General features: G+C 36.7%; 17 protein-coding genes and 1 tRNA gene. 7 read left to right on the plus strand and 11 right to left on the minus strand.

Going from position 1 to position 20592, the window contains the following annotated elements:
• The first annotated feature begins 31 nt into the window (after positions 1–31).
• The gene (locus tag D0T08_RS23445) at positions 32–1069 is read left to right on the plus strand and encodes an SGNH/GDSL hydrolase family protein (protein ID WP_116985194.1); all 1038 of its coding nucleotides are present in this window, start codon (positions 32–34) and stop codon (positions 1067–1069) included.
• Positions 1070–1183: 114 nt separating this feature from the next.
• Here the strand turns inward: D0T08_RS23445 and D0T08_RS23450 are convergent, their stop codons facing one another.
• Positions 1184–1702: a hypothetical protein gene (locus tag D0T08_RS23450; RefSeq protein WP_116985195.1), complete on the minus strand. Its 519-nt coding sequence runs from the start codon at positions 1700–1702 to the stop codon at positions 1184–1186.
• 33 nt (positions 1703–1735) lie between these two features.
• Positions 1736–4015 carry a bifunctional (p)ppGpp synthetase/guanosine-3',5'-bis(diphosphate) 3'-pyrophosphohydrolase gene (locus D0T08_RS23455; protein ID WP_116985196.1) on the minus strand — a complete coding sequence of 760 codons (2280 nt, stop codon included), beginning with the start codon at positions 4013–4015 and terminating at the stop codon, positions 1736–1738.
• A 216-nt stretch (positions 4016–4231) separates the two neighbouring features.
• On the opposite strand from D0T08_RS23455, the gene D0T08_RS23460 reads away from it, so the two are divergent.
• The 4 genes from D0T08_RS23460 to D0T08_RS23480 all read left to right on the plus strand — a co-directional run bounded on the left by D0T08_RS23460 (position 4232) and on the right by D0T08_RS23480 (position 9250).
• A tRNA-Leu gene (locus D0T08_RS23460) sits at positions 4232–4313 on the plus strand.
• A 138-nt stretch (positions 4314–4451) separates the two neighbouring features.
• Positions 4452–5795 (plus strand): trigger factor, encoded by a 1344-nt coding sequence (locus tag D0T08_RS23465; protein WP_116985197.1) that lies wholly within the window; start codon positions 4452–4454, stop codon positions 5793–5795.
• 186 nt (positions 5796–5981) lie between these two features.
• Positions 5982–6188, plus strand: coding sequence for a hypothetical protein (locus tag D0T08_RS23475; protein WP_116985199.1), 207 nt, complete (start codon positions 5982–5984; stop codon positions 6186–6188).
• Between the two features lie 269 nt (positions 6189–6457).
• Entirely contained in the window at positions 6458–9250 is a 2793-nt protein-coding gene (locus D0T08_RS23480; RefSeq protein WP_116985200.1) for a T9SS type A sorting domain-containing protein, read from the plus strand.
• A gap of 42 nt (positions 9251–9292) precedes the next feature.
• Here D0T08_RS23480 and gpmI read toward each other — a convergent pair whose 3' ends face one another.
• The 5 genes from gpmI to D0T08_RS23505 all read right to left on the minus strand — a co-directional run bounded on the left by gpmI (position 9293) and on the right by D0T08_RS23505 (position 15313).
• Positions 9293–10831, minus strand: a complete 1539-nt coding sequence (gpmI, locus tag D0T08_RS23485; protein ID WP_116985201.1) for a 2,3-bisphosphoglycerate-independent phosphoglycerate mutase — start codon at positions 10829–10831, stop codon at positions 9293–9295.
• A gap of 110 nt (positions 10832–10941) precedes the next feature.
• Complete coding sequence (locus D0T08_RS23490) at positions 10942–11484, minus strand: hypothetical protein (RefSeq protein ID WP_116985202.1); 543 nt, start codon at positions 11482–11484, stop codon at positions 10942–10944.
• 109 nt (positions 11485–11593) lie between these two features.
• Positions 11594–12100 carry a low molecular weight protein-tyrosine-phosphatase gene (locus D0T08_RS23495; protein ID WP_116985203.1) on the minus strand — a complete coding sequence of 169 codons (507 nt, stop codon included), beginning with the start codon at positions 12098–12100 and terminating at the stop codon, positions 11594–11596.
• An 82-nt stretch (positions 12101–12182) separates the two neighbouring features.
• A complete protein-coding gene (locus tag D0T08_RS23500; RefSeq protein ID WP_116985204.1) occupies positions 12183–13829 on the minus strand; it encodes an amidohydrolase in 1647 nt (548 codons plus the stop codon).
• A 62-nt stretch (positions 13830–13891) separates the two neighbouring features.
• Complete coding sequence (locus D0T08_RS23505) at positions 13892–15313, minus strand: M61 family metallopeptidase (protein ID WP_116985205.1); 1422 nt, start codon at positions 15311–15313, stop codon at positions 13892–13894.
• Positions 15314–15426: 113 nt separating this feature from the next.
• Between D0T08_RS23505 and rpmH the strand changes: the two genes are divergently transcribed.
• Both rpmH and D0T08_RS23515 read left to right on the plus strand, forming a co-directional pair.
• Positions 15427–15582 carry a 50S ribosomal protein L34 gene (rpmH, locus tag D0T08_RS23510; protein WP_116985206.1) on the plus strand — a complete coding sequence of 52 codons (156 nt, stop codon included), beginning with the start codon at positions 15427–15429 and terminating at the stop codon, positions 15580–15582.
• A gap of 123 nt (positions 15583–15705) precedes the next feature.
• Entirely contained in the window at positions 15706–16053 is a 348-nt protein-coding gene (locus D0T08_RS23515) for a ribonuclease P protein component (protein WP_116985207.1), read from the plus strand.
• Positions 16054–16061: 8 nt separating this feature from the next.
• Here D0T08_RS23515 and D0T08_RS23520 read toward each other — a convergent pair whose 3' ends face one another.
• The 4 genes from D0T08_RS23520 to D0T08_RS23535 form a co-directional block, all read right to left on the minus strand.
• Complete coding sequence (locus D0T08_RS23520; protein ID WP_116985208.1) at positions 16062–16445, minus strand: DoxX family protein; 384 nt, start codon at positions 16443–16445, stop codon at positions 16062–16064.
• Positions 16446–16593: 148 nt separating this feature from the next.
• A complete protein-coding gene (locus D0T08_RS23525; RefSeq protein WP_116985209.1) occupies positions 16594–17283 on the minus strand; it encodes a LytTR family DNA-binding domain-containing protein in 690 nt (229 codons plus the stop codon).
• A gap of 55 nt (positions 17284–17338) precedes the next feature.
• Positions 17339–18883 carry a serine hydrolase gene (locus D0T08_RS23530; RefSeq protein ID WP_116985210.1) on the minus strand — a complete coding sequence of 515 codons (1545 nt, stop codon included), beginning with the start codon at positions 18881–18883 and terminating at the stop codon, positions 17339–17341.
• A 21-nt stretch (positions 18884–18904) separates the two neighbouring features.
• On the minus strand, positions 18905–20509 hold the full coding sequence (locus D0T08_RS23535; RefSeq protein WP_116985211.1) for a sensor histidine kinase: 1605 nt from the start codon (positions 20507–20509) through the stop codon (positions 18905–18907).
• Positions 20510–20592: the final 83 nt, after the last annotated feature.

Here is a 20592-nt window from a genome sequence, read left to right on the forward strand (position 1 = left end):
GTTATTTATTAATATTAAATATTGCGTATCAGTGAAGTCTAAAAATCTTATTTTAGGAGCCGTTTCTTTCTTTTTATTATACCTTATCCTCGAATTATTCTCTCGTATTGCTCTATCATTTCTAGGTTTTTCTTTTTTTAATCCCAACAGTTTTCTGGTCAATAATTACTATAAAGAATTACAGAAGCCTTTAGAAACTGAGATAACAAAAGACGATGGTTACACCGATATTCTTATCTTAGGAGGTTCGGTTATCAGCCCTCTATGGAGCCGTATGGATACTCGACTGGATAGTTTGTTGTCAAAGAAAAACGTAAGGGTATTTAATGTGGCTATTCCCGGACATACTTCTCTGGACAATGCTATTAAGTATGATTTATTGAAAGACAAAGAGTTTGATCTGGTGATTTATTATGAAGCTATCAATGAGAATCGGGCCAATAATGCTGCTCCTGAGAGATTCAAAGAAGATTACTCCCAAATGGAGTGGTATCATCATATCGGGCTCATAAGAAAACATCCTGAGCTCAATATTACTACCTTGCCATACCTGTTGCATAAAGCAATTGTTACTATTGGCCGAAAAATTACCAGAACACCTTTCCTCGAAAATGATAATGTGCGCGAAGAAAATCGCCAATATGGAAGTGATATAAAAACGGCAGGGCCGTATAAAAAGAATCTGGAAGATATTATTGCTTTATCGGAGAAAAAGAATGAAAAACTATTGTTAATGGCTTATACCTCCTTTTTTCCGGATGTGAAGTTTTTAGGTGACCCATCTGATGCACAATATTTTTCCAAAAATTGTGTCAGAGCCGCAATTGTCACGGTATGGGGAGATACCAAAAATACCCAAAAAGGAATTGAAGTCCATAATGATATTCTGACAAAACTAGCCACTGAACATAAAACTTATTACCTGGATATGCGTAAAATGATACCTCAGGAGGTTGACTGTTTTTGTGATATATGCCACTTAAGTGAAAAGGGATGTATTATATTTGCCGAGTCGTTGGCTAATTATATCACTACTAATCATATTCTGGAAGATAAACCGAAGATATAGATTAGTGAATTTTTGACTGTTGTAATAAAAAGTGAGTTTTCTCTATAAAAACGATCAGGGGATATTTGATTCAAATATCCCCTGATCGTTTTTATTCTGGATCGATTTATTCTGTTAAAACCTGAGAGTTAAGCCTATACCATTAGATTCTGTAAAACCGAAGTCTACTTTCTGGATAAAAGCAGCCAAAGGTTTTTTATTCTTCAATTTGGCATTATAAATATCAGCTGAATGCTGGATTAATTCATTGGAAGACTCCATGATACACAATCCTGCTCCGGCCAAGCCAATACCAATCAATAACTTAGGTAAACTCCGTATTTTATATTGAACCTCCCGGCCTTTTACCATAGCAGTAGCATTGTGTCCTTTTAAAGCTATTGCTGCCAGCCCTACACCTGCAATAGTTAATACAGGTGCTACCGGGTTCATATAGTATCCCCATTTATATTTTACTTTAGGTTGCCAGGTATCTTTATAGATACTTAAAATTTTACTATGTGAAAGTTTAAAGCCATTTCTATAAATTTTTGTAGTGATAAACACTCTTTTAGTAGTAAGAGTATCTAAATTCTGGGCAGAGGTATGCAAACTAATAACTACAAGAATTAACAGGACGGCTAATGATTTCATTGAAGAGTATGGTTATTTCTGATATCAGGATATTTAGATTCGGCTTTCGGCATCAACACGTGTTACCTGATGAACACCCTCTATCTCACCTAATTGCTTCATCAAGGTCTCTAAATGTTGTGTGTCTTGTACATATAACTTTATATCACCCGTAAATATACCATCATTTGTATCAACTGCCAAAGAACGCATATTAATATGTAGTTCACTTGAGATAACTTTAGAAATATCCTGTATCATTCCCATACGGTCTATACCGTCTAGATGCACGGTTGCTACAAAAGCTTTCGCTACCTGAGAAGACCAACGTGCTTTAATAACCCTATTGCCATATTGTGACAATAGTTGTTGGGCATTAGGACAAGAGTTTCTATGAATTTTAATTCCCTCATTCACGGTCAGGAACCCAAAAACATCGTCTCCCGGTATCGGATTACAACAACGGGCTAAGGTAAAATCAATTTCCTGTAAATCATCTCCAATGAAGAGTGTATCATTACCTTTTACTTTCTTAATCTCTTTCTCAAAACTCTTGGCATCAATAAAAGCCTTGTTATCTATCTCAATTTTGGCTTGCTTATTCAATCGGGCATCTCTGTCTGCCTTAAATTTCTTTATTTCGTCTGGCTGAATATAAGCCTTGCCAAAGGCATAATAGAGGTCGTTATAATCTTTTTTATTGAAATAAGCCCTTAACTGGTTAAGCGTTTCGAGATTGTTTTCCAGACCTAAAAGTTTAAATCTCTTAGCAATTATCTCTTTTCCATCACTATAATATACCTTATTTTCTTCTTTGAGTAAGTCTTTAATACGGGCTTTTGCCTTGCTGGTGGTCACAAACCTAAGCCAATCTTCTGATGGTTTCTGGTTTTTGGTGGTTAATATTTCAACCTGATCGCCATTCTGTAAAGTATAACTAATAGGTACTAATTGACTATTTACTTTTCCGGCCGTACATTTCTTACCAATATCAGTATGTATTTCAAAGGCAAAGTCTAATACAGTAGCTCCTTTTCTTAATACTTTTAAATCTCCTTTAGGGGTGAAGACAAATACCTCTTCATTATAAAAATTACCTCTGAAATCTTCTAAAAACTCAATAGCCGATTTATCGCCTGATTGTAAAGTTTCTCTTACTTGATTAATCCAGCGGTCAAGCGGGGCATTCATCGAGGTATCATTACCTTTATATTTGAAGTGTGCCGCATAACCTCTTTCCGAAATTTCGTCCATACGTTCGGTACGTATCTGCACTTCCACCCACTGTCCTGTATGGCTCATCACAGTGGTATGCAAAGACTCATAACCATTGGCTTTTGGAATAGAAATCCAGTCTTTCAAACGATCCGGATTCGGTTTATATTCATCTGTCACAATTGAGTATACTTGCCAACAAGCCGATTTTTCTTTTTCCGGTGTTGTATTGGTTAAGATAATTCTGATGGCAAACAAATCGAAGATCTCTTCAAAAGTGGTATTCTGCTTTTTTAACTTATTCCAGATAGAATAGATATGTTTTGGCCGACCCTTTATTATAAATTCAATTCCTGTGTCTTGTAGCTTCTTCTTAAGTGGCTTAATAAAATTATCAATAAATCTATCACGGGTAGATTTTGTACTTTTAAGTTTTTGCGCAATATCTTTAAATACCTCCGGCTCAGTATATTTCAGATAGAGATCTTCTAACTCAGACTTTATTTTATACAAACCTAAGCGGTGGGCTAAGGGGGCATAGATAAAAATAGTTTCATGCGCAATCTTAAGTTGTGAGTTGCGAGCCATGCTACCCAAAGTACGCATATTATGCAGGCGGTCAGCCAGTTTTATCAGAATTACCCTAACATCTTCTGAAAGTGTAATGAGCATTTTCCGGAAGTTTTCAGCCTGTGCCGAAGTACCCTGTTCAAAATTGCCTGATATTTTGGTAAGCCCATCTATGATGCGTGCCACTTTTGGGCCAAAATCTTTTTCAATTTCTTTCAGAGTCATGTCTGTATCTTCCACTACGTCATGTAGCAGAGCACAGATAATAGAAGTAGCACCTAATCCGATTTCTTCTACACAGATTTGTGCTACTTCAAGCGGATGATATATATATGGTTCTCCCGATTTGCGACGCATATCTTTATGCGCCTCCATCGAAATCGTAAATGCTTTTTTTATCTGCCTGGCATCGTCTCCTTTCAGGGTGGGTTTAGCCGCCCGAAGTAATCGACGATATTTCGTTAATATCTCTGCTCTTTCTTTCTCAAAATCTATCATTGGCTCAGACTGACGGCTGGTTTCCACTTTTTCTGCTATTGCTCCTAACATTCTCTTCTTTTTATTGTATTCCTAAAGACTAATGTAATCAATCATTGGCTTAAGCGCAAATAATTCTTAAAGCAATTAATAAATTTTTACTTTTCAACCCTCCGAAAAAAAAGTTTGAAAAAAAATAAAGTTTTTTTGGAAAGGTGTTGACATGAACAAGAAAAGTCATTACCTTTGCAGCCCGATTCAGTTACAACTGACCGGAAAATGAGCGATGCGGGCGTGGCGAAATTGGTAGACGTGCCAGACTTAGGATCTGGTGTCGCAAGGCATGGGGGTTCGAGTCCCTCCGCCCGTACAGACAACCCTCTGAACCTTGCCTGGTCAGGGGGTTTTTTAATAATACCAGTTATAGCTCCTACAAAACTTTATTTCATTCAGTTTCATAGATTCTGAATGCGACGATTTTATCAAATAAACCTCATATTCCAACATAATGGAAACAATATTCGACAAGACTTCTGCTACAAACGGCAGACTTAAAGTAACTGTTACAGAGGCAGACTACAAGCCGGAAGTAGATAAAAAAATTAAGCAATATACAAAAACTGCACAGGTGAAAGGTTTTCGCCCGGGCATGGTTCCTAAAGAATATATCCAGAGATTATACGGTAAAAGTATTTTAGTTGACGAAGTGATTAACCTCGTTTCTAAAAATACGAACGAATACATTACTTCTAATAAATTACGTGTAGTTGGTGACCCGATGCCTGACAACGAACTTTCGTCTAAAGTTGATTGGGATAATAGCAAAGAGTTTTCATTTGAATATGATTTAGGATTGGCTTCTGACTTTACGGTTGATTTAAGTGCGATTCCTGCTATTACTAACTATGATATTGAGCCTACTGAAGAAAGAGTAAACGAAGCGATTGAAGATATTCGTCGTCGTTTCGGAAAAGACACTGAGGCAGAAGAAGTAGAGAAAGAAGATTTAGTATTCGGTACATTGAAACAGGAGTCATCAGAAACTGAAATCAATGATGCCACTATTTCAACAGGCCGTGTGCGTGAAGATGCTTTCCATATCTTTAAAGGCTTAGAGAAAGGAAGTAGCGTGAAATTTGACATCCAGTCAGTTTTTGAAAATACCAAAGATTTAGGTTATGCTACAGGCAAAAGTGAAGAAGAAGCGGTGGCTTTGGCAGGTGAGTTTGAGTTTACAGTAGAAAAAATTACCAGAGTTGCCCCGGCTGATATTGACCAGGAGTTTTTTGACAAGGCAATCGGTGCTGGTAAAGTAACTACTGAAGAAGAATTCAGAGAAGAAATCAAGAAGATTGTAAAAGAAAACTACGAGCGTGAAAGCGACTATCTATTAGATTTTGAAGTAGAGAAAACGCTTTTAGATAATATTCATATCGAATTGCCTGATGCATTTTTGAAAAAATGGTTATTGAACATTAATGAAGGTAAATTTACAGAAGAAGACATCGAAAAAGATTATGATGCTTTTGCCCGTGGTTTACGTATGGATTTGATTCGTAATGAAGTAGCCACTAACAACGAAATCAAATTAGAGTACAATGATATTGTGGAAGAAGTAAAAGCAGAAATGCGTAACTATTTCGGTGCCTACTCTTACGAAGGTTTAGAAGACATCATCGACAATATGGCTCGTAAGCAATTGAAAGAAAACAAAGACAATGCCGTGCGTCGTTATACTGATCGTGCTTTTGGTAAGAAAGTACGCGAGTTTTTGAAAGCAAATCTGACAGTAGAAAAGAAAACTGTTAAAGTTGACGAATTCAATAAAATTGCAGAAGAAGTTTACGCTTAAGCTTTTGTAATAAAAAAATAATAAAAAACCTCGTAGTTCAACTGCGAGGTTTTTTTGTTTCCCTCCCAGCAGTATGATTTTAAACAAAATCTCCCAAAACCCTTGCCAATCCCCTCATAAACCCCGAAATTTAGGGTACATCCAGTCGTCGGGTCTTGCATTATAATCCATGTAATAACTATTGCCATGAAGGAAGGGAAAAAGAAAGTCGGAGGTATAATTGACTATATATCTGACTATAACCAACAAGCCTGCAATTACTGGCGAACGGCTAGTTGCGGACGGCCAGTTATGGACGGTCAGTTGCAGATGGCTATTTCTTGTCAGGTGCAACCTATGAGACTCCCGCCCGGTTTTTGGGGATATGTCAGAACCCAAAAAGGTAGTCAATAGGGTGACTACCTTTTTGAATGAAGACAACAGCGCACTAATGGTTTTCAAGTACAAACCACTAAAAAGGAACCGGAAAAAGGTGACCAATACGGTGGGAACCTTTTTGACGAGTGACAGCGATGGTCACCGGATTATCACTGAGATTTTAAGACTACACGATGTCATTTTATAATAGTTGAATTACAAATTTAAACAAGTTCAGTACTTTTGTGAGTCCATTCCAACTAATTGACTGCTAAACCAGTCTTTAAAAGAAAAAGCGTTGTGCCATGAAAAAAGTTTTACTTCTTGTATTAATATCCCTCAACACTTTTTCACAGGTTTTCTATCTCGATACCACCTTTGTATCTGAGCCTCTTTTAAAGCCATTTGGTGTTCAGGAGCCTTTGGTAAATCAATTCCCGAATGGATTACTTTATCTTAAATCAAGCGAAAAAATACTTAATGGTGGTTTAGAGGAATCCGGTACTTTCCTTTTAAATACCGAGGCTAAAATTTTAAAATATCTTACGAATGAAGCCCTGACCGATTATGATTATCGGTACGAAAATTCTGTTATTACACCTGATAATAAAATATTGCTTACCCGACTTATTGGTCCATCATCCTATTCATTAATAAAAATCTCTCAGGAGGGTGTGATTGATACAACGTTTAAATTCAGTAATCATAAGCGTTATATCTCAAAAATAGCCTTGCTGAAAAATGAAAATTTTGTCTTGTTCTTTTTTAGCCAAGATAGTTACCTGTTACATGAGATGTATGATAAAAACGGAAAATTTATCAGATCACTTGCCCCATCTATGTTTACAAATGCCACAGGTGCACAGCTTACAGATATAATATCAAATGATTTGAATGAGTATTTTTTATTACTTATTGATAGCAAGCGAAATGCGGAGATAATTAAAACAAACGCAGATTTTGAAATTGATAAGAACTTCTCTCCAGTAAAGTTTAGTGGCATTGAAGCATATACCCACAAGTTGGAAAGGGTTGGTAATGATTTTCTGGTGTATCAGACAGGTGTTGAAGGGTTAAGAGATAAAGTCGAAAAAATAGACAGAAATGGTACCAGAATATGGAATATAAGTTTCGATAAAATAAGTGCCTATGAAGAGCGTGTTAATTTTTTTGAGCAGAGTGATGGTAGCATTGATATGATTTATTATGATAACAAACACTTAAAAATTAATGCAAAAGGTATAATAGACTCTACTTTGTATGATAGAGAATTTCACAAAAATACGAGTTTTTTACATGCTTTTGCTGATGGAAGCTATTGGATTATGCGGGATAAAAGCGGTATTATTGAAAAGATGAATGCAGACGGGAGCATTGATAAGGATTTGAGAGTCATAATTCAAGTCCAAAAACAACTATTCCCTGATCAGATTCTAAAACTACCTACTAATACCTATCTGGTTGATTTTATCAGTCATACCCACGATAATTCTCCATACAGCATCAGATACTCTCCATATCCGAAAGCTGTGCAGGTATATGACAATAAGCATAAACTCTTGCATGAGTTTTTTGATAGTAAAACTATCTGGAAAACGTATAAGACTACTCATTCATTTGTAGTAAGAGGTGACGGCAAATTCTATACAATTGATGAAGCGAATAAAATGACGGTTTCAAAAGATACGTTGGAAGCAAATGATGTAATAGACTGGGATAATAATTTCGTGTATCGGTTGATAAAAAAAGATAGTTTGATAAGATATAAAATAGGGCAGGGGCTTGATAAAACCTTTTTAATTAAGGCGCAGCAAATAAGCAATTTTATTATTATGGAAGATAAACGAATTGCGATAGAAACCTATGAAAATGGTATACCAGCACGATCCTATATTAATATGTACCATATCAATGGAACATTGGATAGAGCTTTCAAAACTATTGTATTGGATTACAGCTTTTATCAGTTTACAGGTGGATTACCAATAACGATTAAAAATGCAAATGGATTAATTGTTAACCAGATGGCTGCCGGGGAATATGCGAATATAGTAAAACAGCAATTTCTGAAATATGATAGCAATGGGAATCCGGATAAAGATTATCAATCAAATATTTATCGGGGAGGGTATTTCAGACAATACGAAAAAGATGGAAGTATTTTTATGAATACATCTAATGAAGTAAAAGAGCATGGCGAAGAAATTATACATAATTTTCTGAAAATTACTCCAAAGGGAAGAATAGATAGTTCATTTACGCTTTTAGGAGCCGATGCAATTTATGGATTTGAGTTCTTTGATGAAAATACTTTATACGCCGCAGGGCAGAATAGTTTACTAAGATTTATTAAACAACCATTGAAGAAAGATGAATATTTCCATTATAAAGCTTTACCAAGCCAAATGACCTGGGATATTGCTCTACCGAGGAAATTGATTATCAATACCAATATTAAAGATATAAAAGTAGAGGTATCCGGCAATGGTAGTTTTAAAAATGAATTTATTTCTTTTGAACCCAAAGCAGGTATTACCTCAATAACTATTAAGGATAATAACAATAGAATACTGGCTAAACAAAAAATAGAACTAACCAGGATTTATCCACAGCTTATTTATGATGAATCTCAATTCTCTAAGGCTCAGGAACCATTCGAATTTAAAGTACAATCATCATCTGGTTTGCCAGTGAAGATTAGTATAGATGGAGGGAATGAACACACAGGAAGTATAATTTTAGACCCTAAAAGAGATAAGGGGCGGAAACTTAAATTGAGAAGTGAACAAACTGAGAAATATGAAACCCTGGAGATAGAGATAACTTTAGACAAACTGATCCCTTTAGCTACTGAATCAGAAAATATTGGTGTGAGATCCTACCCTAATCCAGTTACTGACAAATTAATTGTTGAAAAGAATGGCTTTATAATAGACACATTCAAATTGATAAGTACTGACGGAAAAGCGAACACTTTTGAATTGACTGAATATACTGATAAATACGAACTGGTTTTAAGAAATGTATCGAGCGGATTATATTTTCTAGTATTAAGGGCAAAGGACAGACAATTTGTCCGTAGAATCTGGAAAGAATAATAAGTGCGGAGCTATTACTCGCTTCGCACTTATTTATAAGTTTTAAGAAATCAACACATTTCCGGTCATTTCTTGTGGAATCTCCACTCCCATCAAAGTCAGGATGGTAGGGGCAATGTCTCCTAATTTACCATCTTTCACCTGAAAACGGTCGTTTTTATCTACAATAATACACGGTACCAAATTAAGAGAGTGTTGTGTATTAGGCGTTTTATCATCATTAATCATATAATCGGCATTACCGTGGTCGGCAATTACGATAGAGGTATAGCCATTTTCAAGAGCCGTATCTACAACTTGCTCCAAACATTTATCAACCGCCTCAACTGCTTGAACTACTGCGCTGAATACACCCGTATGACCAACCATGTCAGGATTAGCGAAATTCAGACAAACAAAATCGACCTCATGTTTTTGTAGTTCAGGAAGAATCGAATTATCAATGTCATACGCTGCCATTTGTGGTTTTAAATCATAAGTAGGCACATCTTTTGGCGATGGACATAACAAGCGGCTCTCGCCTGCAAATGGTTCTTCACGACCACCTGAGAAGAAGAATGTCACGTGTGGATATTTCTCTGTTTCAGCAATACGAATCTGCTTTTTACCCGCTCTTTCTAAAACCTCTCCCAATGTATTAGTCAGATTATCTTTCTCATAAATCACTTGTACATTATGGAAAGACTCATCATAATTAGTCATGGTGACATAATATAGTTGAAGGGCTTTCATTTCATATTCAGGGAAATCCTGTTGCGTTAGCACCTCTGTTATTTCTCTGCCGCGGTCAGTACGGAAGTTGAAACACATTACTACATCACCTTCTTCAATTAAACCAACCGGTGCACCGTTTTCCGTGATAACCATCGGTTTCAAAAATTCATCAGTAATATTCTGGTCATAAGAATTCTGGATAGAATCTGATAATTGTTCAATAGTGATTTTGCTATCGCCCACACCGCGTACCATGGCATCATAGGCCAGCTTCACACGCTCCCAGCGTTTATCTCTATCCATCGCATAATAACGACCCACAACTGTAGCGATTTTACCTGTAGATTGGCTTAAATGTGCTTGCAAATCAGTCAGGAAACCTTTGCCACTTTTAGGGTCACAATCACGCCCGTCAGTAAACGCATGAACAAATACATTTGATAGACCATAGTCGTTTGCAGCACTACATAGTCCTTTCAAGTGCTCAATATGAGAGTGCACACCACCATCAGAAGCCAGGCCGATAAAGTGTACTTTTTTGTTATTGGTTTTTGCGTAGGCAAAGGCATCAACCAAAGCTGGTTCTTTAGCTAATTTACCTTCTTCTACCGCTATGCTTATTTTCTCTAATTCCTGATAGACCACGCGGCCGGCACCTAAATTCATATGTCCTACTTCAGAGTTACCCATCTGCCCATTTGGCAAACCCACTGCACGTCCACACGCCTCTAAAGTGCTATGCGGATATTCTTGCATTAATTTTCTGAAATAAGGTACATGAGCGGCATCAATGGCAGAGCGCCATTCTTCGCCCGGTTTGGGAATTCCCCAGCCATCAAGGATTATTAAAATTACTTTCTTGTTCATAGTGTTTTACCCCTAAACCTCAATTAAGGTAGTTTTATTAGAAACTTTTCATGCCTTGGGGTACGGTTAATGGCACAAAAGCCTCATAAATTTTTACTCCACAAATTTACTTATTTTTTCTTCAAGTCTGCTAAAATCTTCTTTCCTCTGCTTAGAATAGCTGCCGAACCATCCTGATTTTTCATCAGTACATCTTCCACTATCAATCGTAACTCCTGTTTAAGTTCAGGTATTTTTCTTGAAATGTTGTAGCAGACAGTCATAGAAAAAACTCTGATGGCAATAGCTTCATTGCTATTAATAAAACCAAAGCAGATGTCGTAAATATCGTCGATGTATTCATCGGGTATATCTACATACTGCCATACCCGTATAATATTTCTTTTGACAGAATCAGTAGCATGAGGTTCTTGTAATTTCTGAATAAAATTCCTGAAATAAGGAATAATCAGAAGGGGATAATTATCGGCACATTCGCTTAAAACCCAACCTGCTTTTTGGGTATTGATGTATTGACCTCGTAGGAAAACATTCATTAAAATGGCAAAGCGTTCTGTATCAGCACCGATATAGTTGGCAATTTTGGTTACCTGGGCCTTTGAGAACTCTCTGTTTATCTCGCTTTCAATATCTAAATCCGGAAGATTGAGCATTTAGTGATTGTTTTAATCGTGAATTATGAATGGCGAATCAGCGAATAATGTGGTGCAGATTTGCTTTTCAAATATTTGCTAATTCGCTATTCACCATTCGCAATTACTCTTAAATAGTTTCTTCTACCAGTCTATGTTTTTCAATCAGACTATCCAATAAAGCTTTACAACTTCTTTGTATAATATGATAAACTTCCTCAAAATCTAATTCTGAACCATAATATGGGTCAGGGACTTCTTTTACGCCTGTTACTTTCGGGTCGTAATCGCGGAGTAAGAAGAGTTTTTCGGTAGAGGGAGTTGTATTCTTTGTTTTGTAATACATTTCATACACGTCTTTAAAATTACTTTCGTCCATCACTACAATGTGGTCAAAAGCATCTAAATCAGTTGCATGAATCTCTCTGCCTTTATGAGTTAAGGCAATGCCATTATCTAAGGCATTTTTAATAGCCCGATGGTCGGGAAGTTGTCCCGCATGCCAACCTTTAGTTCCTGCCGAATCACAAGAGATTTTATCTTCTAAATTGTGTTTTTGAATCAGGTCATTGAAGACCCCTTCGGCAACCGGAGAACGGCAAATGTTGCCCAGACAAACAAAAAGTACTTTTACCATAGCGTTTGTGTAAATTTAATTTTCGTAAATTTATAGGATTGTTGCACTCGTTGAATAGCATAAAGGCTATTTTAATGCACATTTAATAAACTTTCTCGCCGCCAACAAAGGTATTGCTCACCTTAATATTGCGGAGTTTTTCTTTGGGTTCCTTCATAATATCGGCTTCTAATATTACAAAATCTGCCATTTTCCCATTTTCAATGCTGCCACGTTCTTTTTCTTCAAAATTGGCATAGGCACTCCAGATAGTCATGGCTTTTAAGGCCTGTTCGCGGCTCAGTGCATTTTCCATCTGAAACCCTCCGTCAGGATAATTTTTATCGTCTTGACGTACCACTGCAGAATGAAAACCAAATAATGGGTTCACATGTTCGACAGGGAAGTCACTTCCGTTGGCAATTACCCCATTTTGTTTCAATAAATCCTGAAACGCATAGGCCGTTTTTACACGTTCATTGCCCAGACGTTCTTCAGCCCAATACATATCAGAAGTAGCATGTGTGGCCTGAATTGATGGAATAACTGAATATCTGCCAAATTTAGGTACATCTTCTTTGGATACTACCTGACTATGCTCTATTCTCCATCGACGTGCATTTTTACCTTTCAATAATTTGCCATATAAATTCAGAATCAAACGGTTGGCTGAATCTCCGATACAATGTGTATTGGCTTGAAAATCTGAATTGTAAATAGCTGCCAGGCTTCTTTCTAATTCAGCAGGACTCAATAATAGAAATCCGGTTTTGGTAGGTTCATCGCTATAAGGTTTAAGTAAACAGGCACCACGAGAACCTAATGCTCCATCGGCATAAAGTTTAAAAGAACGCACATTAAGGCGATCGGTTTTATAGATGCCTTTTTTGATAAAATACTCAAGATTACGGATACCCAGAGACACCATCGCATAGTTACGTATTTTAAGTGTTCCCGCTTTATTCATTTTATCTATTAACTCAATATCATCCTGATTCAAACCTGCATCAGAAACCGTAGTCAAGCCATATTTAAAGCATTCTTTCTGAGCGGCCAGAAGCATAGCTTGCTTTTCTTTCCCGGTTGAGCTAGGGATTACTCTTCTAACCAACCCCATGGCATTATCAACCAGAATACCTGTTAATTGTCCGTCTATTATTTCTACATCACCACCATTTACTTTACTGGCAGGCGAGATTTTGGCTAGTTGGATAGCCTTTGAATTAATAATGGCAGCATGACCGTCAATACGGGTCAGAAGTACAGGTTTATTCGGGAAGGCCTTATCTAATAATTCTTTAGTCGGAAAAACTTTTACAGGCCAGTCGTTCTGATCCCATCCACGGCCGATAATCCATTGGTGGTCTGGATGTTCTGCTGCAAACTTTTTTAAACGCTCAATAATTTCTTCATAAGATTTAGTATCTACTAAATCGCATTGGTTGAGCATTTGCCCTAAACCCAGAAAATGACTATGCGGGTCATAAAACCCCGGATATACAGGTTTTCTATTAGCATCTATTTTTTGTTTGGCATTATATTTAGCTAATATATCTTTTGAGCTACCCACGCCAATAAACTTACCGTCTTTTATAGCAAAGGCTTCTGTAGTACTGAACTGATTATTAACCGTATAAACAACAGCATTGTGCACAACCAGATCGGCCTGTTGTATCTGCGCCAATAGCGGAGACGAAAGACTTAAACCGATGCAAGCGCCTAGTAAAAATGTTTTTGAAGTGAAAATCATACTTGAGTTTTAGTTTGTGATGCAAAGTATAAAAATGCCTGTTGATTTATCAAACAATCAGTCTAATTTGTTGTCTTTGACAGGCTTATAATACCCTCTTCGTTTCTTATCACTTCTAACCCCAGTAATTGCAGATAACGATTCAGTAAATCGAAGAGAGATTCATTTCCTTTAATGCACACATCAAAATACCAGTCTAGTTTTTCGTTGGCTATTTCCTCACATATCAGCTGATAATCTTCCATTGTATAACCTTTAAAAGGTTTTCCGAATTGCTCCCACATCAGTTTCATTACATCATCTAAAGAGAGTGTATGGCTTGATACTTTTCTGATATGTAAATCCAGAATCTGTGCAGCAATTGCTCCTTTGTGATAAACAGATACTTTGCGGTCTGGTATACTCGGATTATAGCCATCCAGCCATAAATCCCATGATGATTCAACAAGTGATTGAGACGCCTTATCGGCATGGTCAAAATGGCGTTTGAAACATGCTTCCAGTTCTTTTAGGTACTGAGTTTCATCAAAAACCTTTGAGCGGCTCAGCATCAAATCGCCATAATAGGTAGTTACTCCCTCAGCTACAAAGCAGGTCTGGAAATAATTTTCCTTAGTGAAATCGTAAGGTAAAAGCTCGATTGGACGGATCTTGCAGATATTCCAGGTATGGAAGAGTTCGTGAGATGCCAACCCTAATAAATCAATATATAATTCTTCAAAATTCTGACTATCTGGACCTAAGACCTGCATCGTTGAACTTCTATGCTCTACCCCATGATAATAAGGGACAGGAAGTATCCATGTCAGAAAATGGTATTCTTTTTCAGGAAATTCTCCAAAAACATTGATTTGCTCTTGTGTGAATTTCTTGAAATCTGCTTTAATGCGCTTAAAATCGGGCTGAAAATTACCCTCAAACCAGAGATGGAACTTTACTTTACCAACCTTATAAAAATCGTGCTTAAGCGTAGGGCTTACAATAAATGGGCTATCTGCCAGATGATAAAAATCATCAAAATGAAGTAGATGAGTGCCTTTTTCCTGAGAAGAACTGATATTGTTAATTCCGGCAATTTTCTCTTTTTCTCTTAAATGTAATTCAACAGTGCATGATTCATTAATTTTTCCTTCGGCATAGATACATAAGTTGACAGGGTTTACATAAAAAGTATGCTCATCTATATAGCTGCTTCCAGCATTGATGATTTGGGCAAAGTAATTATAACGAGCAACGATGCTCTTTGCCCCATGAGTCAATACTTCCCATCTGTCCTTGGCGATTTTTCGGGCTGATAATTTTTCTCCACTTTCATCAAAGACCTCGAAAGTCTGTATGTTTTTGGCAAAGTTCTGTAGCTCGTAGCGCCCCGGGCGCCAGGCCGGCAATTGTAATTCAACTTTATCACCGGTGAGATTATCGATAAAACACTCTACATCAATAAAATGTGAGGTTCGTTCTTTAGAATAAATTTTATAATGCATGAAACAATTTTTTGCCGCTGTGTTGGCTTTCTAAAAATTAATACGTATTTTTGCAGTCCGTTATGAAAGGCACGGGTTATTTTGCATTAAAAGAACAAAAATAAATTAATATAATGAAACGTACATTCCAACCATCAAACAGAAAGCGTCGTAACAAACACGGATTCCGTGAGCGTATGGAAACTGCAAATGGCAGACGCGTATTGGCTGCACGTCGTGCACGTGGCAGATGGAAATTGACTGTTTCTGACGAGAAAAAACACAAATAATCTCGTTTTTAGCAGTTTGATAGTTCAAAATTTACGATTTGTAAATGCGACATAATCAAGATATTGTAGCCACCATCTGGTGGCTTTTTTATTAGCTTTGTATGTGACTCAACTGAATGATTGGTGAAAAAAACTTTCAAAAAAAACGAAAGACTGTGTAGTATAAAGGTAATAGACAGCCTTTTTGACAGAAAAAATTCTGCCAACGAAGGTGCTTTTGCTTATCCAATCAGAGTTGTTGGTAAGCCATCAGATGAAGGAATTACACAAGTACTTTTTTCAGTACCTAAACGTCAGTTCAAACACGCCGTTGACCGAAACCAGATTCGCCGACGAATGAAAGAAGCTTATAGGCTAAATAAAGAACTACTCACAAAACCCTACTATATTTCTTTTATTTATGTAGGCAAAGTGATAGAAAACTATGCTCAAATTGAAAAAGGGATGAAAAACTGCCTTAAAAAATTATAAGGAGAGCATTATTTTCTTGCGTTATCAACACTCCATTTACCCGGTCCTGTGAAGAAATAGACCAAAGCCAGCAGTACAAATAAGAAGGGATGCTGGGCTTCATACCAGAATTTGCCACCCCCTATTTTGAAGGTGATGAAAAGCATAGTTCCGGCAATAAGTATAGCTGCAGTCCTTGTCATGAAACCAACAGCTAATAAAACTCCACCAACTAATTCTGCTCCTTTACCTAAGTAGGCCCAGAATGCCGGAAAAGGCATATCTTTGATTGAATCCCAGGAGGCGTATTCCTGCATCTGAGAACTTTGAAAAATTTCAAGTCCATGATAGACCATCAATAAACCTGTGATGATACGGATAATGGCTAGTCCGGTAGCATTGGCTTCTTTCATTCTGGAGAGGGTTTTGAGGTTAAAAAAATCCTCGCCCAAGCTTCTCCTTTAGGAGAGGGCTAAAGTGTTCACCTTTAGGTAAAAGACTGGGATGGAGTCAAATATAAAGAATATTTATATTATTCCGTCAAATGGTAGCTTAATGATATTAACTTTTAAGCTTCTCCCGAATCTCCACTAATTTATCTTCATAAGATGCTCCAACAGAAATTTCATTACCTGCTATCCAGACTGCCTGACGGGTAATTTTCTGAATTTTATTGATGGCTACAATATACGAACGATGGATGCGGACAAATTGACTTGGGGGAAGAGAGTTGAGCGTTTCACTGATATTCTGACGGCTCAGTAGTTTTTTATTTTTTAATATAAAGGACATATAATTGCCTTCGGCTTCTATGTATAGAATATCATCAAAGAAGACTTTTTCTTCTTCATAACCTGTTTTCAGAAATACAAACTCAGGGGTACTTTCTTTTGTTAATTGGCTTATTTCTAAGGCTTTATTACAGGCTTTGGTAAAGCGTGCCAAAGAAAAAGGTTTCAGGAGATAATCAATGGCATCTAAATCGAAACCTTTTACTGCATATTCAGAATAAGCAGTGGTGAATACCACCATCGGCACTTTCTGTAGGATGTGAATAAACTCAATGCCTGAAATGTCAGGCATTTTTATGTCGAGAAATAATAAATCAATCTTATTTTGTTGCAAATAGGGAATGGCCTCAAAAGCATCAGTAAAAGTGGCTTTCAGATCAAGAAAAGGTACTCTTGAAGCGTGCATTTCTACTACTTCCAGGGCACGAGGCTCATCATCTATGGCAATGGCGGTTAGCATTAGCAGGTTTTTAGAAACAAAAATAGTGTTTTTATTAAATTGATTTATATCAGTTTCAGGGTTTATTGGTTAAAATACGGTTCAACATTTCTTTACCACCTTTATTATCAGGATTCATCGCTATCGATTTCTGATACATAATAATAGCCTCTTCCCGCTTACCATTGGCATTCAGTGCTTCGGCATAACTATCGTAAACATTAAAGCTATTCGGAAATAGAAGCGTGTTTATCTTGAAAGTCTCTAAAGAATAGTGCTTTTTATTGGCTTTAAACAGTAAATCATATCCCAACCAGTTCATTTCTTTTTCTGATACATAATAGTGTGTAATATCAGTTTTCAGTTCATTAAATATAGTTACGGCCCGGTCAATGCCATGGTGCATCAAAGTAGAACCATATTTGCGAGCCAATGATTTTTTATAGAATATCCTCTGAGGTGTTTTGCCATTCAGAATCTCTAAAGAAGCCTTTATTTTACCATAAAACGCAAGGTTTTCTAACTCTACATTCTGATAGATAATTACGGTTTGATTCTTACTTAGATTTCGATAAAAATTAGTTGCCAGACCAAAGAGATGACCACCATGGCTCACGGCTTTTCCTAACTCTGCATCTTCATAAATCTCCCAACCTAAACCATAAGAACTTTTACCTAAAAGAGACATTTCATCTCCTAATGGGTCGTAATAGATAGTGCCATTATTCAATCGGGTAGGGGTAAAGGCTTCATCCAGACTACTTTCCGAAAGTAGTTTTCCACTATACAATGCCTGGTCATAATTCAGCATATCTGCAGTGGTTGTCATAATATTGCTATCACCATATGTGCCTCCACAGTTATAAGTACAATATTTAATGGCTCCGAATCTGATAGAATCTACGCTTTTATAAGTATCATCATACCAGGTAATCATTCTATGATTTACCACCTGATTTGTAGGAGTTTCGATAGCGCCTATTCGCAGATACGTATCAGTCATATTAGCAGGCTCTAAGATATTTTTCTTCAAATAATTGGCAAATGGCATTTTACTTACTTTTTCAACTAATAGCGCCAATAGTGCATAATTGGTATTGCAATATTTCCATTTATCTCCCGGTTCGAAATAGAGTTTTTGATTCCAGTTTTTTAGAATAGGAATAATCGCCTGATTTCTGATAATACTATCTGCTTTGGCATTGACTACCGATTCATATAATTCTAAATCAGGTAAGCCGGAAGTATGCGAAAGCAGGTGTTTAATAGTAATGGTAGGAAATGGAAACTCAGGGAAGTATTTGGCAAAAGTATCCTCCAATTTAATTTTCTTCTTTTCTTTTAATTGCAGAATTGCAACCGAAGTAAAAGTTTTAGAAATAGAAGCCAGATTGAAACGGGAGTCAATCGTATTAGTTTTTTTGTTAGCAAAATCGGCATAACCAAAGCCTTTTTGGAACATAATTTTACCTTTTTCGGCTACTAATATGCCGCCATTGAAATCACCGTTTTTAGCTATTTGTGTAAATAGCGAGTCTAGTTTTTGAGTAGCTGTGCTTTGTGCCTGCGAATTGACTAAGGCACTAAAATAAATAATAGTAATAATAATAAGCTTTTTCATAATTGTATATTGTAAAGAGTATCACCAATAAGTAATTGTAAGAGAAACAAAGAAATCCTGTTCGCTTTTCTGAATATCCAGCACATAACGGTTTTTGTAAATCAGGTCTAAGCGTTTCCGTACATTTTCCAGCCCTATGCCATTATTGTCTTTTTCAGGATCCAGTTCAGATTTAGCATGCAACGAATTGTGGACTTTAAAGTATAGCCTGGTATCATCAAATGTGAGTGTAATATAAATCCATGATGGATTACGGAAACTGATGCCGTGCTTAAAAGCATTTTCGATGAAGGGATTCAGCAGCATGGGAGCAATAAAAATATCTCTGTCTGATGTTTGAATATTTACCTTGATTTCGATATTGTCAGACTCAGCAATGCGCATGCGTTGTATCTCAATATAGTTTTGCAGATATTCTATTTCCTTATTGAGCGGAATTCTGTCCTGATTATTTTCATTGAGCATAAAGCGCATCATATCACCTAATTTCTGTATACCATCTGCCGTTTTATCAGCATTCTCTTTGAGAGAAACCGAATAAAGGGTATTCAAGGCATTGAATAGAAAATGTGGGTTTATCTGCGACCTGAGTGAAGAAAGTTCAGCTGTTTTTTGCGTAAAGAGCGTACGTAATTGCAGTTTTTCTTTGAAGAAAACATTTTTCAAGAAAGCGATTATGGCTGACGCAAAAACAATAATAAAAAATACAATGAAAAATTCTTCGAAATGAAAACCTATTCTCACAAAGCCATTGGCAGTCCAGTAAACTAATCGAACGGCGTAAAAAATGAGACTACCCACGCCACAAATAGCCAGAAATATGGTAATACCTACCGAAAACTCTTTTGAGCGCGGATTAGCTATAAAAGGCATTATCCGATTAGTAAAAATCTCCTGAGCTAAATAAGTAGTGCCAAACACAATAGCTATAAATACGATATCGCGAAGCTCTCCATTCCAGTAACTGACAGGCAATTGCGCAAACAATGCGAATAGCAAAATAAATAAAGCAGCAAAAGTCACCAGCAAATAGTCGAGATATTGGTAATTCTTCTCGGGTTCTTCATGCAGTTTAGTTTTGATAAAATAATAAAACTGCATAGCCAATTCATACAAGCCTATAATAGCCAGTAAAGCAATGGTATTAGTTAGTAAACTTGCTTTACGAAATAAGGAATAAACTTTAAAATCAATAATTTGACCCGCATTATCTAACCTGAAACGCCAGTAGAGTTTAAAGAAATCATAAATAAAGATACTTGCCAGACTAAAAACGGCCGTCAGAAACAAGTAGGTAAAAAACAAACTTTGCTCTTGTCCTTTCGATTTCCAGCGAGGAAACGCCAGATAGTGAAAGGTGGCCCAGGCTAAAAAGAAAAATATGCCACCGGCAATGGTTGGAAAAATAGTATTAAGAACATGATTATAAGAAACCAGACTTTCCCAGACATCATGGACTGTTCTTGGAAGCAAATCGGCAGAGGCGTTTTGGGTGGAACGCTCGGCCAGTTCGACATCTCTATCGAACTGGGCGGCCAATTGAAACAAACGACGAGTGATATAAATGGTAAATGCCAGAAGCATAAACCAAAACTCGAAGCGTCTGAATTGTTTAAATGATTGCATAGCTTTTTCGTAATTTTTCAACAAAGCTATGGTTCAATTAACTGTATGAGTTGATAATGTTATGAAAACCCTTAAAAATGTGA

Origin of the sequence: Emticicia sp. C21, from assembly GCF_003418935.1 — a bacterium.
Taxonomy (GTDB): domain Bacteria; phylum Bacteroidota; class Bacteroidia; order Cytophagales; family Spirosomataceae; genus Emticicia.

What these genes read in the sequence shown, in the direction of transcription:
- gpmI (WP_116985201.1), bottom strand. Translation starts at nt 10,831, where the DNA reads ATGAACAAGAAAGTAATTTTAATAATCCTTGATGGCTGGGGAATTCCC.
- D0T08_RS23450 (WP_116985195.1), bottom strand. Translation starts at nt 1,702, where the DNA reads ATGAAATCATTAGCCGTCCTGTTAATTCTTGTAGTTATTAGTTTGCAT.
- D0T08_RS23455 (WP_116985196.1), bottom strand. Translation starts at nt 4,015, where the DNA reads ATGTTAGGAGCAATAGCAGAAAAAGTGGAAACCAGCCGTCAGTCTGAG.
- D0T08_RS23475 (WP_116985199.1), top strand. Translation starts at nt 5,982, where the DNA reads ATGAAGGAAGGGAAAAAGAAAGTCGGAGGTATAATTGACTATATATCT.
- D0T08_RS23505 (WP_116985205.1), bottom strand. Translation starts at nt 15,313, where the DNA reads ATGCATTATAAAATTTATTCTAAAGAACGAACCTCACATTTTATTGAT.
- D0T08_RS23480 (WP_116985200.1), top strand. Translation starts at nt 6,458, where the DNA reads ATGAAAAAAGTTTTACTTCTTGTATTAATATCCCTCAACACTTTTTCA.
- D0T08_RS23500 (WP_116985204.1), bottom strand. Translation starts at nt 13,829, where the DNA reads ATGATTTTCACTTCAAAAACATTTTTACTAGGCGCTTGCATCGGTTTA.
- D0T08_RS23495 (WP_116985203.1), bottom strand. Translation starts at nt 12,100, where the DNA reads ATGGTAAAAGTACTTTTTGTTTGTCTGGGCAACATTTGCCGTTCTCCG.
- D0T08_RS23535 (WP_116985211.1), bottom strand. Translation starts at nt 20,509, where the DNA reads ATGCAATCATTTAAACAATTCAGACGCTTCGAGTTTTGGTTTATGCTT.
- rpmH (WP_116985206.1), top strand. Translation starts at nt 15,427, where the DNA reads ATGAAACGTACATTCCAACCATCAAACAGAAAGCGTCGTAACAAACAC.
- D0T08_RS23530 (WP_116985210.1), bottom strand. Translation starts at nt 18,883, where the DNA reads ATGAAAAAGCTTATTATTATTACTATTATTTATTTTAGTGCCTTAGTC.
- D0T08_RS23525 (WP_116985209.1), bottom strand. Translation starts at nt 17,283, where the DNA reads ATGCTAACCGCCATTGCCATAGATGATGAGCCTCGTGCCCTGGAAGTA.
- D0T08_RS23490 (WP_116985202.1), bottom strand. Translation starts at nt 11,484, where the DNA reads ATGCTCAATCTTCCGGATTTAGATATTGAAAGCGAGATAAACAGAGAG.
- D0T08_RS23465 (WP_116985197.1), top strand. Translation starts at nt 4,452, where the DNA reads ATGGAAACAATATTCGACAAGACTTCTGCTACAAACGGCAGACTTAAA.
- D0T08_RS23520 (WP_116985208.1), bottom strand. Translation starts at nt 16,445, where the DNA reads ATGAAAGAAGCCAATGCTACCGGACTAGCCATTATCCGTATCATCACA.